The organism is Polyangium sp. 6x1 (assembly GCF_029946515.1).
In the GTDB taxonomy this organism is placed as follows: domain Bacteria; phylum Myxococcota_A; class Polyangia; order Polyangiales; family Polyangiaceae; genus Polyangium.
The window spans coordinates 47,023-60,203 of the sequence record NZ_JARZHH010000055.1 but is presented as its reverse complement, the minus strand read 5'-3'; the positions used below and the strand labels follow the sequence as shown (position 1 = coordinate 60,203).

The 13,181-nt window shown below is 70.8% G+C and carries 10 protein-coding genes; 3 read left to right on the top strand and 7 right to left on the bottom strand.

Features of this window, described 5'->3' with window-relative positions:
* Positions 1-274: 274 nt before the first annotated feature.
* From cyoE to QHF85_RS36455, 3 genes are read left to right on the top strand one after another with little or no spacing between them, the layout of a single operon-like run.
* Positions 275-1,150, top strand: coding sequence for a heme o synthase (cyoE, locus tag QHF85_RS36465; protein ID WP_348652788.1), 876 nt, complete (start codon positions 275-277; stop codon positions 1,148-1,150).
* Between the two features lie 10 nt (positions 1,151-1,160).
* Positions 1,161-1,619, top strand: a complete 459-nt coding sequence (locus QHF85_RS36460; protein WP_281332019.1) for a DUF420 domain-containing protein — start codon at positions 1,161-1,163, stop codon at positions 1,617-1,619.
* A 34-nt stretch (positions 1,620-1,653) separates the two neighbouring features.
* The gene (locus QHF85_RS36455) at positions 1,654-2,340 is read left to right on the top strand and encodes an SCO family protein (protein ID WP_281332018.1); all 687 of its coding nucleotides are present in this window, start codon (positions 1,654-1,656) and stop codon (positions 2,338-2,340) included.
* A gap of 1 nt (position 2,341) precedes the next feature.
* Here the strand turns inward: QHF85_RS36455 and QHF85_RS36450 are convergent, their stop codons facing one another.
* From QHF85_RS36450 to QHF85_RS36420, 7 genes are all read right to left on the bottom strand, one after another.
* Positions 2,342-6,553, bottom strand: a complete 4,212-nt coding sequence (locus QHF85_RS36450; protein WP_281332017.1) for a sigma 54-interacting transcriptional regulator — start codon at positions 6,551-6,553, stop codon at positions 2,342-2,344.
* 118 nt (positions 6,554-6,671) lie between these two features.
* Positions 6,672-7,340 (bottom strand): DUF3105 domain-containing protein, encoded by a 669-nt coding sequence (locus QHF85_RS36445; RefSeq protein WP_281332016.1) that lies wholly within the window; start codon positions 7,338-7,340, stop codon positions 6,672-6,674.
* Positions 7,341-7,372: 32 nt separating this feature from the next.
* Positions 7,373-8,227, bottom strand: coding sequence for a hypothetical protein (locus QHF85_RS36440; RefSeq protein ID WP_281332015.1), 855 nt, complete (start codon positions 8,225-8,227; stop codon positions 7,373-7,375).
* A gap of 269 nt (positions 8,228-8,496) precedes the next feature.
* Positions 8,497-8,751 (bottom strand): hypothetical protein, encoded by a 255-nt coding sequence (locus QHF85_RS36435; protein ID WP_281332014.1) that lies wholly within the window; start codon positions 8,749-8,751, stop codon positions 8,497-8,499.
* A gap of 174 nt (positions 8,752-8,925) precedes the next feature.
* Entirely contained in the window at positions 8,926-10,338 is a 1,413-nt protein-coding gene (locus tag QHF85_RS36430; RefSeq protein ID WP_281332013.1) for a cytochrome c3 family protein, read from the bottom strand.
* Positions 10,335-11,981, bottom strand: a complete 1,647-nt coding sequence (locus QHF85_RS36425) for a hypothetical protein (RefSeq protein WP_281332012.1) — start codon at positions 11,979-11,981, stop codon at positions 10,335-10,337. Before QHF85_RS36425 ends, QHF85_RS36430 begins: the two co-directional genes overlap by 4 nt.
* A gap of 203 nt (positions 11,982-12,184) precedes the next feature.
* Complete coding sequence (locus QHF85_RS36420; protein WP_281332011.1) at positions 12,185-12,964, bottom strand: HEAT repeat domain-containing protein; 780 nt, start codon at positions 12,962-12,964, stop codon at positions 12,185-12,187.
* Between the last annotated feature and the right edge of the window lie 217 nt (positions 12,965-13,181).

Genomic DNA, 13,181 nt, shown 5'->3' with positions numbered 1-13,181 from the left:
GAGGACCGACCCCGTTGTCTCGAACGCGGGTTGACCCCACGATCTTGCTGGGCTTTCCTCCCGCGCGCCGCGCCACTGCGCTCGGCGCTCCTCGCTGCATGACGTCGTCCTGTATGGTCGCTGCTCCTCCTGCCGTGTTTCCTGGTCCCGCGCGCGTGCCCCCGGGTGCCGCATCTGCTATCGAGGTCCGCGCATGACGATCCCCGCGGAGCCGCTCGGCGACGTGCACGTGAACCAGCGTGATTCCGGGCACGACCAACACGAGCGTTCGTGCATGGCCGTGGCGCGAGATCTCGTCGCGCTGACGAAGCCTCGCGTCACGGTGATCGTGGTCGCGACGATGCTCGGTGGGGCGTGGGTCGCGAACCGTTACGTGGGGGAGCAAGGCCTGCCGGGCGTGTCGCCGGTGGTCGTCATGCTCTCGCTGCTCGCGACGGTGCTCGTCGTCGGCGGCGCGAACGCGCTCAACATGTACCTGGAGCGCGACACGGACGGGCTCATGGCCCGGACGAAGAACCGCCCGCTGCCAGCGGGTCGGATCTCGCCGAAGCTCGCGCTCTGGTTTGGCCTCGCGATCTCCGCGCTCTCGCTCGTGCTGTTCGGGCTCGCGGTGAACATGACGACGACGCTGCTCGGGGCGTTCGCGTTGTTCTCGTACGTGCTCATCTACACGCCGCTGAAGCGGAAGACGACGCTGGCGCTGCTCATCGGCTCGGTGCCAGGGGCGATCCCGCCGCTGCTCGGCTGGACGACGGTGACCGATCGCATCGACGGCCCCGGCGCGGCGCTCTTCGGCATCCTGTTCCTCTGGCAGGTGCCGCATTTCCTGGCCATCTCCATGTTCCGCAGCCGCGACTACCATCGCGCGGGCCTCAAGGTCCTCCCGATCGAGCGCGGAGATCGCCACACGCGCAACCAGATCGTCGGGTACCTCGTCGCGCTCGTTCTGGTCTCGCTCCTGCTCGTCCCGCTCGGCGTCGCCGGGCCGATCTACCTCGCGTCGGCCGCGCTGCTCGGCCTCGGCTTCCTCGGTTTCGGCGTGTGGGGCCTCCGCCCCACGGTGCTCGGGACACGCTGGGCGCACAGGCTCTTCGCCATCTCCATCGTGTACCTGATGCTCCTGCAAGCCGCGCTGCTCATCGGCGCCTGAGCACCAACGCATGAGCGCCGAAAGCATCGGTCGACTGCTCGCGCCGCTGAACGCGCTGCTCAACGCGACGAGCGCGACGCTGCTCTTCGCGGGCTTCATCGCGATCAAGCAGCGCAAGATCGAGGTGCATCGACGGCGGATGCAGGGCGCGTTCATCGCCTCGGGCGTCTTCCTCGTGAGCTACGTGGCGCGCTTCGCGCTCACGGGGACGCATCGGTTCCCCGACGTCGGGCTCGTCCGCACGATCTACCTCGTGATCCTCTCGACCCACACGCTGCTCGCGATGGCGGCGCTGCCGCTCGCGATCGTGACGCTCCGGCTCGGTCGTCAGGGGCGCTTCGAGGCGCACAGGAAGCTCGCGAAGATCACGTTCCCGATCTGGGCGTACGTCTCGGTCACGGGCATCGTCGTGTATCTCATGCTCTACCACCTCGCGCCGATGCTCGCGCCCGCAGGGCACGCGCCTTGACCGTGCGCGAGGCGCCGCCTACACCACGCTCGTCGTGACGTCGCGCGTGGAAGCCAAGAACGAGGGCGGAATGGACGCGGGGGCCGCTCCCTCGCAAGGAGCTCGACCCGCGGCGCCGCCGGCGCGCGCGAAGCGGCTTCCGTGGATCGTCTTCGGGATCGTGTTCGCGCTTTTGCTGGTCACGCGGATCGTGCTCACGCTGCGCCCGTCGGCGCCGAAGCCGGTGCTGGAGCTGCCCGCGTACACGCTCACCGATCATCACGGAAAGCCCTTCGGCGCGGCCGATCTGCGCGGCAAGCCGTACATCGCCGACTTCGTGTTCACGAGCTGCCCGAGCGTCTGCCCGCGCCTCACGAAGCGCATGGTCGAGGTGCAGAAGCGCACGGAGGATCTTGGAGACAAGCTCCACCTCGTGACGTTCTCGGTCGATCCGGAGAACGACACGCCCGAGGTGCTGGCCGCGTACGGGCGCAAGTACGGCGCGGACGACACGCGCTGGACGTTCCTCACGGGGCCGCTCGGCGAGGTGGAGACCGTGGTCCTGCGCGGCTTCAAGATCGCGATGGGCAAGAAGGAGACGGGCGAGGGCATCCTCGAGATCTTCCACGGCGAGCGCCTCGTGCTCGTCGACGGCGAGGGCAAGATCCGCGGCTTTTACGACGCGGACGACGCGGGGATCGAGGCGATCGTGCGGGACGCGCGGCTCGTCTTGGGCCGCTGAATCAATAGACGACCGCGAGCCGCTTCATCATCTTCTGCAGGCCGAAGCGCGAGAGGCCGAGGAGCTTCGCGGCCTGGGTCTGGTTGCCCTTCGTGCGTTCGAGCGCCTCGCGCACGAGCTGCGCTTCGAGGGCGTCGACGCGCGGGCGGACACGCAAGCCGAGATCCGCGGGCACGGGCGGCGCGACGTTCGCGATGTCGGGCGAGAGGTGCTCGCGCTCGATGACGCCGTCGCAGAGCAAGAGCGCGCGGCGGACCTCGTTCTCGAGCTGGCGGATGTTGCCGGGCCAGGGGAACGCCATGAGCCGATCCATCGCCGCGCGCGTGACGCGCACCTCGGAGCGGTCGTACTTGGCGAGCAGGTGTTTCACGAGCAGCGGGACGTCGCTCGCGCGCTCGCGGAGCGGCGGGATGCGGATCGTGATGATGTTGAGGCGGTAGTAGAGATCCTCGCGGAACGTGCGCGCGCGGACCATGGCGTCGAGGTCGCGGTGGGTCGCCGCGACGATCCGCACGTCGACCTTGCGCGCGCGCTCGGTGCCGAGCGGTCGCACCATGCCGTCCTGGAGGACGCGCAGGAGCTTCGCCTGCATGCCGAGGCTCATCTCGCCGATCTCGTCGAGGAACAACGTGCCGCGATCGGCCGCTTCGAAGAGCCCGGAGCGTGGCCTGTCGGCGCCCGTGAACGCGCCGCGGACGTGGCCGAAGAGCGTCGACTCGAGCAGGCCCTCCGGGATCGCGCCGCAGTTCTCGCCCACGAACGGGCGGCCCGCGCGCGGGCCGTTGTCGTGGATCGCGCGCGCGACGAGCTCCTTGCCGCTGCCCGATTCGCCGTGGATGAGGACCGGGACGTCGGCGATCGTGACGCGATCCACGAGCCGCAGCATCGCGCGGACGGGCTCGCTGTCGCCGATGATGGAGTCGTACTCGAAGCGCGTCTCGCGCGTGCCGCGGGTCCGGTTGAGCTCGCGCTCGGCCACGTCGAGCGCAGCCTCCCGCTTCGCCAGCGTCTCCTCGAGCGCCGCGCTCGCCCGTCTCGCCTTGCGCGCGGCTCGCCGGAGGAGCGCCTGATCCCGCGCGTCCGCGATCGCCAGCGCCGCGAGCGTCGCCACCGTGCGTGTCCACGCGAGCTCGCGTGGGCCGAACGCGCCACGCCGCACGCGATCATCGAGGTAGACCACGCCGAGCGCCTCGCCGCGCGCGACGAGCGGCACGACGAGCACGCTCCGCAGCTTGAGCGCATGCACGCTGACGTGCACCGCGGGCAGCTCGCCCGCCGCGTCCACGGCGACGACGGGCTCGAGCGCCGCGAGCGCGCGCCGCGCGAGCGTCTGTGAGAGCGAGAGCTGCTCGTCGCGCAGATCGGCCCGCGCGAGGTTCCGCGCCGCGCGCGCGACGAGCCGACCGTCCGGCGCGCGTAGGAGGAGCAAGCCTCGCTCGACGCCCGTCCACAGCACGAGCGCGTCGACCACGCGATCGAGCAGCGAGCGCAGACGCTCGCGATCACTCAGGGAGACGATGAGCTGCTCGAGCTCCCGCGCCTGCTCCGCGCGCATGCCTTCCTGCGGGGCAGCCGCGGCCTGCGCGACCCACGGCAGCGCGCGGATCGACGGCGCGAGCTCCGGCGAGGCGCGCGAGAGCAGGTCCCGCGCGGCATCGCCGAGGGACGAGAGGAGCCGGACGGCGACGTCGCCCCGGCCGAGCCGCGCCGCGAGCGCGTACCCCGCTGCGATCGAGGGGCCTCGCGCCCAGACGGGCGCGCGTGCATCCGAGAGCGCCACGATCGCGCCGAGCACGTGCTCGGCGGTGCGCGCTTCGAGCTCGCCCGAAGCTGCGAGCAGCACCTCGGCGCGCGCGCGCCACCAGTCGAGCCGCGCGCCCGCGGTGAGGCTCGGCGTGTCCGCGAGCCGATCGATCTCGAAGCACGTCTCCAGATCGATCGCCGCTTCCGCGTGCCGCAAGAGCCGCGCGGAGGCGCGGAGCTTGTCGTCCCCGCCCGCGTCCGCGAGCAGCGCGCGGGCTTGCTCGGCGGCGCGCCGCCCTTCGGCTGCGCCGCGCGGCGACACGTCCGCGATGGCCCAGAGCGCGTACGCCTCCGCCCGCGTGTCGCGACCTTCCCGCGCGCGCGCGATCGCCTCCCGCGCGACACGTTCCGCCTCGTGCGCCACGCCCGCCGTCGCGTGTGCCGCCGCGCGCGCGAGGAGCGCGCGGGCCGCGAGCGCCGGCCTGCCGAGGTGCTCCCAGAGCAAGGCCGCGCGCCTCGCCGTCTTGATCGCGCCGCCGAGATCCCCGAGATCCACCGCGGCCGCCGCCTCGCCCGTCCGGTACGTCGCCTCCTCGACGACGGCTCCGGCCCGTGTCGCATGCTCGACCGCCGCGGCGAACGCGCTCCGCGTGCGCGCCGGATCACCCCCGTGCTCCACGTATCCGCGCAGCGCCGCGATCCGCGCGTGCTCCTCGGCGCGACGTGCGATCGCCTCGCCGCGCGTGATCGCGGCGAGCGCGCGCTCCGTATCGCCCCTCGTCGCCGCGACGAGCGCAGCGACCTCGTACGCGGGCACGATCGTCGCGCCTTGCACGAGCGCCTCGGCCTCCTCGTAGCGCCTTTCGTCGAACGCGATCCGCGCCTGGATCGCGCGTGCTTTCCCGTCGGGGTCCTCGCCCCGTCGATCCGCCTCCGCCGCGATCTCGCGCGCCGCGCCGAGCTCCCCTGCGCGTCGCAAGATCTCCGCTGCCAGCGCGTCCGCCCCTTTCGCGCGACGCTCCCGCGCTCGCAGCGCGAGGCTCCTGGCGCGCCCGAGCTCGCCCGACAACCGCAACGCGTCCGCGGCCGCCACGAGCAGCGACGCTGGCGCGTTCTCCCCACGCTCCACGCGCTCGATCGCCATGGGATCCGGCGGCACCGCGGCGATCGCGATCGACAGCCGCGCCACCTCCTCGATGTCGAACGGCGCCGACGTCGGACGCTCGAGCGTCGTCGTCGTGGGCGTTCGTCCGAGCGCGGCGCCTTCCACGTCCGCGAACGTCCAGGCCGCGGGCGGCAGCTTCCGCGCGAGATCCACGAGCGCCGCGGCGATCGACGCTTCTCCGATCTTCCCGAGCGGACCCGTCGGCCACGCCGTCGCCGGGCTCCCGACGAGCGACGTCATCCACCGCGCGATCCCCTCCGGGCCGAGAGGACCGATCTCGCCCGCGCCCGTGTCCTCGGTCGACGACGTCTCCGCGTCGGCGAGGGATCGCGCGCGGCGCGCCCAGGCCAGCGCGTCACCGAGCCACGGCGCCGTGCCCGCGCCTGCGGATGCGCGCGTCGCGAGCTCGTCGCGCCGCGCTGACAGATAGGCCGCACGCACGCGCCGCGCGTCGCGCTCTCCGCGCTCTTCGCGCTCGCGACCCGATCCTGCATCGCGCGCGGCGAGCGCGGCCCGCGCCGTCTCGGCGACCCACGACGCAGGCGGACGCGCGCCCGGGCTCGGCGAGAGCAGCGCCGCGCAGAGCAGCGCGATCGGCTCGGGGAGGCGCGCTGCGCGTGCGGCCTCGATCGGATGCTCGGACGCCGCCACCGCATCGTCCACGAGCTCCGCGAGCAGCGCTCCGAGCGCCACGAGATCCCGCGCGCGCGCGTCTCCGAGATCGGAATCTCCACGCGCCAGATAACGCGGCGTTCCTCCTTCGATCCGCGCCGTGTAGACCGGGCACGCGAGCCCGAGATCGATCACGTGCGCGCGTCCGCCCCAGCCGAGCAGCACGTTTTCCGGCTTGATGTCGCCGTGCGCGAGACCGACCTCGTGCAGATCCGACAGCGCCTCGCCTGCGTCGCGCGCCACCGCGAGCGCGAGCGTCGTTCGATCCACGCCCGCCTCGCGCGCCCGCTCCCGCAGCGTCGCGCCCTCGACCCAGCGCAGCGCCACGAACGCGAAGCGCTCGCCGCCTCGATCGTCGCCCGCCTCGATCGCGCGCGCGATGTCGCCATCGCGCACGAACCACCCGACGTCCACGAGCTCGGGCAGGCGTGGCGAGAGCGCGAGGATCGCGTGCCTCGCTTCTCGCGCGATCGCCTCGCGCGCCGCCGTGTCGCGCGCGATCTTCAGCGCCACGAGGGTCCCGTCGTGCCGCGCGCGCGCCCTCCACACCTCGCCGGCGCCGCCGCTGCCGGCCGGGGCGAGGAACTCGAAGCTTCGCTCCGTCAACTCCGATGACGATCCGTGCTCGTTCATCGGGAATCGAGTGTTCGACCTCTGCCTCGAAGTGTCAACGCTGGTGGCGTGCCCCCGAGCATCCGCCTCGAAGCGCCGCGGGGGCAGGGGAGGGCAGGGCGGGGCCGCGAACGGGCGCTCAGCTCCCGGAGCAAGTCACCGGGGACATCTCGATGTCGACGCCGTCGTAGCAGATCGCCTCGGGCCCCTTGCCGTACGCCTCTGCCACGAACGCCGCGAGCGACGCCGTGTCGATGCACGTCGCCGTGTACGTCGCGCCCCACGCGGCCGCGGCGATCGGCGTATCGAGATCCGCGTCCGGCGTCAGCACGAGCCGCGCCTTTGGCGTGGCTCCCACCGACAGGCACAGCGGATCCGCCGCGGCCTCGTCGAACACTTTTTCCAGCGCCGCCACGACCTCTGGGCACGCATCCTCGCAGCGATACGAGAGCACCACCGCGCCGTGCTCCATGTCGTGCACGTACATCTCGCGCGGCACGGGCGTCGTGTACTTCTTGAACGCCGCCCACTGGCCCCAGTGATCACCTCCGCTCGGTGGGTTCGTCTCGTACGAGACGTCCGTGCAGACCGCCAGGTGGCTCGCCGACGCGATGGGGATGTTCGTCGTCTTCACCACGCGGCACTCCGTCTCCCCGGGCAACGGAGGTGCGTCGGGCGTCAGCACCTCGGTTCGCTGCGGACCCGTTGGCCCTGGCGGCGGCGCTTCTTCGCCGCACCCCGCGATCCCGAGCGAGAGAAAGACAAGCGCGCAAGCGAGCGCGTCACGCGAAAGCATCTCGTGAGGCATGGCGTGAACCTACCACGCCGACTGCGGACGCTTCAGGGGCAGGCCGGCGTCTCGGCGCCCGTCACGATCCACGCGCTGAGCGCTTCCAGGCTCGACTGCGGGGCTGCGTAGAGGTCGTACGGGGGCATCGGCAAGCCCACCACGACCGACGCGCGCAGCCTGTCGATCTCGCCCGGAGCGAGCCCCTTTGCGGCGTCCATCCGCGCGTAGATCGGGCTCGCCAGCATCTTGTAGAGCAGGTAGCTGTTCCCCGCGTTGCCCGGGTCGACGTGCGGCATCGCCCGTCCGAAGCGGCGCGGCTTGAGCTCTGGCTCGTCGGCCTGCTCGCCTGTCTGCGTCTGGTTCGCGACGCGCCCGATCATCGCCGGGATCCGCTCCACGCCCGACAGATCGAGCCCCATCGCAGCCGCGCCGATCTCGAGCGGCCCGTGGCAGCCGCCGCAGCCGATCACGAGGCTCTTCGAGACGGGGCATTTGTCGATGCAGAGCTGATCGTCCACCGCGCACGACGCCACGCACGCGCTCGCCGTGCAGAAGAGCTCCTCGGACGCCGCGCGCCGCGCCGCATCGTCGAGCGACGGATCCACGGGCCCGCCCGCGGGATCCATCGCGGCCGTCGTGAACTGCAGGACCACGTTCGCCGCGAGCGGCGCGCCGTCGAACGCGCGCACGCCGAACGGCGACGCCTCCGTCGGCGCGAGCACCGTCAGCCAGTACTTGGTGTCTGGCACGAGCGCCGCCATCGCCGGCAGCCGGAACGTGATGCGCCGATGCACCGGGTCGTAGCTCGGCTCCAGGAACACCGGCAGCTTGCACTCCTGCAACGTCGGCACCGGATCGGAGCTCGGCTGCAGGCAGATCGCTTGCCGGATCGCCTCTCCCGGCATGAGGAACCGATCGAACGTGACGCGCACGCTCGTCGTCGAGAGCGCGACGCTTCCATCGACCGGCGCGGGCGCGCTCGGCGTCAGCGTCAGCGTCGTCGGCTGACCGCCGGCGTCGAGGCCGGACAGCTCGACTTCGACCAGGTGGACGGGGGGGGTATCGATGGCCTCGCGCTCGGGGCTGCCGACGTCACAACCGACGAGGGGCAGGGATGCGGCGAGAAAGGCGGCGCAGAGGGCGCGCGGGGCGAAGGAGTGGCCTGTCGGAAGGATCAGCTCTCGGCGTAGGTCGAGAGCTGCTCGCGGACCACCCTTTCGTTGATGCCGCTCTGAATGTGCTCCTTCAAACAGTCGGCCAGGGTGATCAGCAGGTCCTCGACCCCCTTCTCCTCGATGAGCTTCGCGAGCAACTGCCGCGCTTCCCGGCCGTCGTCCTCCCGGAGGAAGCCCCGCACCGTCTCCAGCGTGATTTCGCCCTGGAAGTCGAGGTAAAGATTGTCGAGCAGGTACTTGATCAGCTCCTTCACACCCGTTCTCCTTGAGGACGCGCGCGCCCGCCGCGGGGGAGGAAGCGCACCGTCGCTCTTCGCTATACCCGTCGCCAGAAGGGGTGTGCAAGGAATATGTCGGATGTTTCGGGAGCGCGGCTCCGTCCGCCTGCGCCCTGGCCTCCGGCGTCGTCCGCGACCGATGTTGGGCGCTCATTGGCACGCCCTCACGAACGGGTCGTTCGACTGGTGACACACGAGGCACGGACGCGGGTTTCTCGCGAAGGCCGCGCTGCACTTGTCACGGAAGCCGAGCGGGTGCGGGTTCACGCCGTGCCCGCCGGAGAGGCCCTTCGTCGCGTGGCACGTCGCGCAGTCACGCTCCGTGTGACAAGACACGCAGGCGTTCAGGTTCCGCATCGCCTCCCACGCGTGATGGTTCGGCCCGCGCGGCGCCGTCGTGAACTCTGCGGCGGGCGGATGGAAGCGGCGGCCCGTGAGGCGGTTGCCGCTGCCGGTGTCGCGCGCCACGCCGACGCGGCGGTGGCAGTCCGCGCAGAACGTCTGGGCCTGATGGCAGCTCGCGCAGCGCGGGTTGTCCTGACGAGCGGACTGCGCGTGGATCGAGAGCCAGTCGTTCGGGTGGACCTTGCGGGGACGGACGCGGCCGTCGTGGCAGTCCGTGCACTCGTTCGTCGTGTGGCAGCTCCCGCAGAAGGCGCTGTCGTTCGCCGCGACGCTCTTGTGCCGCTCGATGAAGTCGGGCGTGTGCGCGGCGTTGTGCATCCACTGCGGCGGCACGAGGTTGCCCGTCGTGAAGCTCGTGATCATGCGGCCGTCGTTGCGGGCCGTGTGGCACGTCGTGCACGCGCCCTTCGCCTGACCCTGCGCCGCGCCGCTCATGTTGTGGCACGTGAAGCAGCCGGCCATGCGCGGTAGCTGATCACGCGTCGCGAGCTCGAGCTCGCCCACCTGCCCGTGGCACTGGCCGCACTGGATGTTCCGGTCGAGGTGCTTCTTGTGCGTGAACACGAGGTTCGCGTTCGGCAGCACCATCGGCGCGACGGCGCCCTTGTCGCCTGCCTTGTCGCCGATGTGGCAGAAGACGCACTGCCCGTTCGCGTCCGTGCCCGCCTTGACGGCGTTCAGGTCCGAGTGATCGACGTCGTGACAGGCGTCGCACTGCTCGGCCTTCGGCATGAGCCGATCGGCGACCTTGTCGCTCGTGAACGCGGCCGCGTGGCACGACTTGCAGGTCTGCTTGAGATCCTTCGTGTGCTTCTTGTGGTTGAAGCGGATCGTGATCGTCTGCGGCGGGTAGATCTCTTCGCTCGGCACGGGGCTCGCCGCGCTGCCCGGAGGCATGAACGCGAGCGGCGTCTCCGCGTCGTTCGGCATCGGATAGAGCCCGCTCTTGTAGCCACCCGGGGGCGGCGCGGGCGGCGCGGCGGACTCCGCGGGGGGCGCGTCGTCGGCCGCCTGCGCGGAGGCGTCGGGGCCCACGAGTCCGAGCACGAGGGCCGACAAGCACGCCACGAAGGCGAGCCATCCCGGCAGCGGTCCGCCGCTCGACCTGCGCGTCTTGTGCGCGCTCTCTGCGCTTCGCTTGGAGGCGTTCATCATCATCCGCCGAGCCTCAAGTTGACGAGCGCCACGATGCGGAAGCGCTGCCCGACGAGCCGGTTCATGTCGTGCTCCCACTCGATCCGAAAGTCGGCTTGTTGCACGGGCCGCACGCCTGCGCCGAGCACATACCCAAACGACGTCGCGCCGCGATCGGGCCGCAGCGGGTCGTTCCAGTCGTAGACGGAGACGCGCCCACCCAGGCGATAACGCCCGCCGTCGAAGCGCTTCTCGCCCGAGAGATCGGCGCCTCCGGTGTGCCCGCGCGCGCCGGCTTGCACCATGCCGCGCAGCCCCACCTCGGCCGTGCTGAAGCGGTACCGACCCGACACGTTCGCGAGCGCGTCGATCGTCGTCGAGATCTCGCGGTTGTCGGGATCGCGCGTGAACGTCTTCGAGTTCGCCGGATCGATCTCTTGATCGCCACTGCAGAGCCCCGAGGCCTTGCACTGCTCGGTGCCGAACGTCTCGGGATCACCGTCGGCCATCCAGATCCGCACGCCGCCGTAGGCCGAGAAATCGAGCCGCTGCGTGGGTGCGACCCAGACACGCGCGGTTGCCGTCGTGATGGGGCTCTTCGTGAACCAGTTGAAGATCGAGTCCGCGTCGAACGTCGGCACGAAGTAGTCGATGTCCGCGCCGACGGTCGCGCGTTTGCCCAGGTACGCCTCGACGCCGCCGTAATACGAGCCGACGATCTGGTTGTAGAAGTCGTACGTGACGCCGCCCTTGATCGCGCCGAGGTCGCTCTTGTTGAGATCGATCGCGTACCCGAGCCGATCCTGCGACACGCGCAGACCCTTCGCCGTGCGATAGCCGCCCGTCGGATCGGGGAACTGCTGCGTCACCGACGTGCCCGTGTTGTAGACGCGTCGATACGAGAGCCGCCCGTGGATCCAGCTCGGCCCGTTGCTCTCGAGCGCGACGCCGAACGCGGGCGCTGGCTGCGTGTACTGGTACGAAGGGTAGTCCGTCACGCTCGGCTGATCGCCCGCGGTGCCGAAGCCCGCGTGGTTGCCACGCCAAACGCCTGGTCGCTCGTAGCGCGATGTCGACAGCGGTAGCCCGCCGCGCTGCTCGAGCCCGCCGTAGAGCTCGGCTTGCACGAAGTACGGCGTCGTCACGCGCGCGAGCGCGCCGTCGAACGACCACCAACCGAGCGAGTCGACGACGTACTGCCGGCCCGCGCGGAAGCCGATCCAGCCGTTCGCGAGGTTCCGGCCCTCGACGTACGCGTACATGAGATCGACCGGCGCCTGCTGCAGGCCCGGCACGAAGCGCACGCCGGGCCCCGCCTCGGTCTGATAGCTCGTCTCGCCGCCGCGATCGGCGTCGCCGAGGTGGCCGTTGATGCCGAAGTCGGCGTCGAGGCGAACCCGCAAGACGACCGAGAAGTCGGCTTTCCCGGGTCGGTGATCGCCCTGCAGGTTGTACACGCCGAGTGACAACGACTGCATGAGGCGACGCCGATCGAGGATCGTGTCGCCCCACGGGCTCGCGACCTGGTACGCCTGCGCGGCCGTGTCGCTCTGCACCTCGAAGTCGAGGGCGGATGCATCACGCGGATGCGCGGTCGTCGCCGTGGCAAGAGCGGCGAGCCCGGATGCAATCACGCGCAAAAGGCGCGTCGATCGATGTCCCCTCACGCCTGGGATGCTCGCTTTCCGTCGAGTGGTGCCGGGGAGCGTGCGCGTATCACGCGCGGCTGCCGCGAGGCGGTCGACACACCCCGAACGAGTCGGGGCAGCCGGGATCCTCTTTCAGCGTGGCCCGCGCTGTCAACACGGACGAGGGGAGACTCTTGTGCTCGATCGCGCCGGGGAGGCGCGCAATCCGCTACGCGTTCGGATCAGCCGAAGCGGAGCGAGCGCTTCACGATCTTGCCACCTTCGCCGACCGTGTAGCCGCCGGTGTCGCCGAGTGCGTCGGCGACGGCATCCCGGCGATCCTCGGGGATCGCCCACCCGCGAACGAGCAGGCCCTCGGCGACCTTGTTTTTCACGCGGACCGACTCTTCGTTCACGAGCATGTCGATGAGCGGCTTGACGCTCTCGGGCATCGCCTGAGCGAACGTCGTTTGCACCGCGTGGAACCGCACGGTCTCGTTGGCATCCTCGAAGAAGCGCTCCACCGCCGTTCGCACGTCCTCGTGCACGACTTCTTCGAGCGCCAGGATGATCTGGAGCTTCGGCTCGACGTTGCGCGCGTACTCGGTGTCGAAGCCCTCGAGCAGATCGAGCAGCTCCTCGCGATACGCGTCGTCGTCGAGCACGGCATCGAGCACCTTGAGCGGCCAGGTCAGCGCCTCGGCCTTCGTGCAGAACTCGATGACCGCGGGGACGACGTCCTTGCCTCCGGCGACGATGCCCCGGAACGCGAGGTCTTTCTCTTCGGCGTCCGTGATCGAAGGATCGATCGTGAAGTTGAAGCGCTTGAGGAGCGCGGAGGCCGCCTCCGGCGTCTTCATGTCGACGAGTGCCTGGATCGCCTCCAGGCGGTCGTAGGTCTGGGCGCGTTTGTCCGCGACGACCTTGGCCGGCCCAGCGATCTTCTTGTCGACGGCGGGCGCGTTGCCCGACGGAGGCGCGCTCTTCGCGCCCTTGCTACGGAGGAAGTCGAAAATGCCCACCTCTACCTCGCGCTCCGGCCCGGCAGGGGTGGGGCTGGAGCAGGCTTCGCATAGGCCCTCGCCAGGGACAAAGCAAGTGCAAGGCCCCGTTGACGAGCGCGCTGCCCCTGCCACCGGGGCTTCGAAAGCGAAACGCCCCGTGATGCTCGGGGCGTCGCGGAGCTCTTCGTCTCCGTCTCGGCCGCTCGCATCGCGGGGCGTGTCGTCGGCTGCGGTG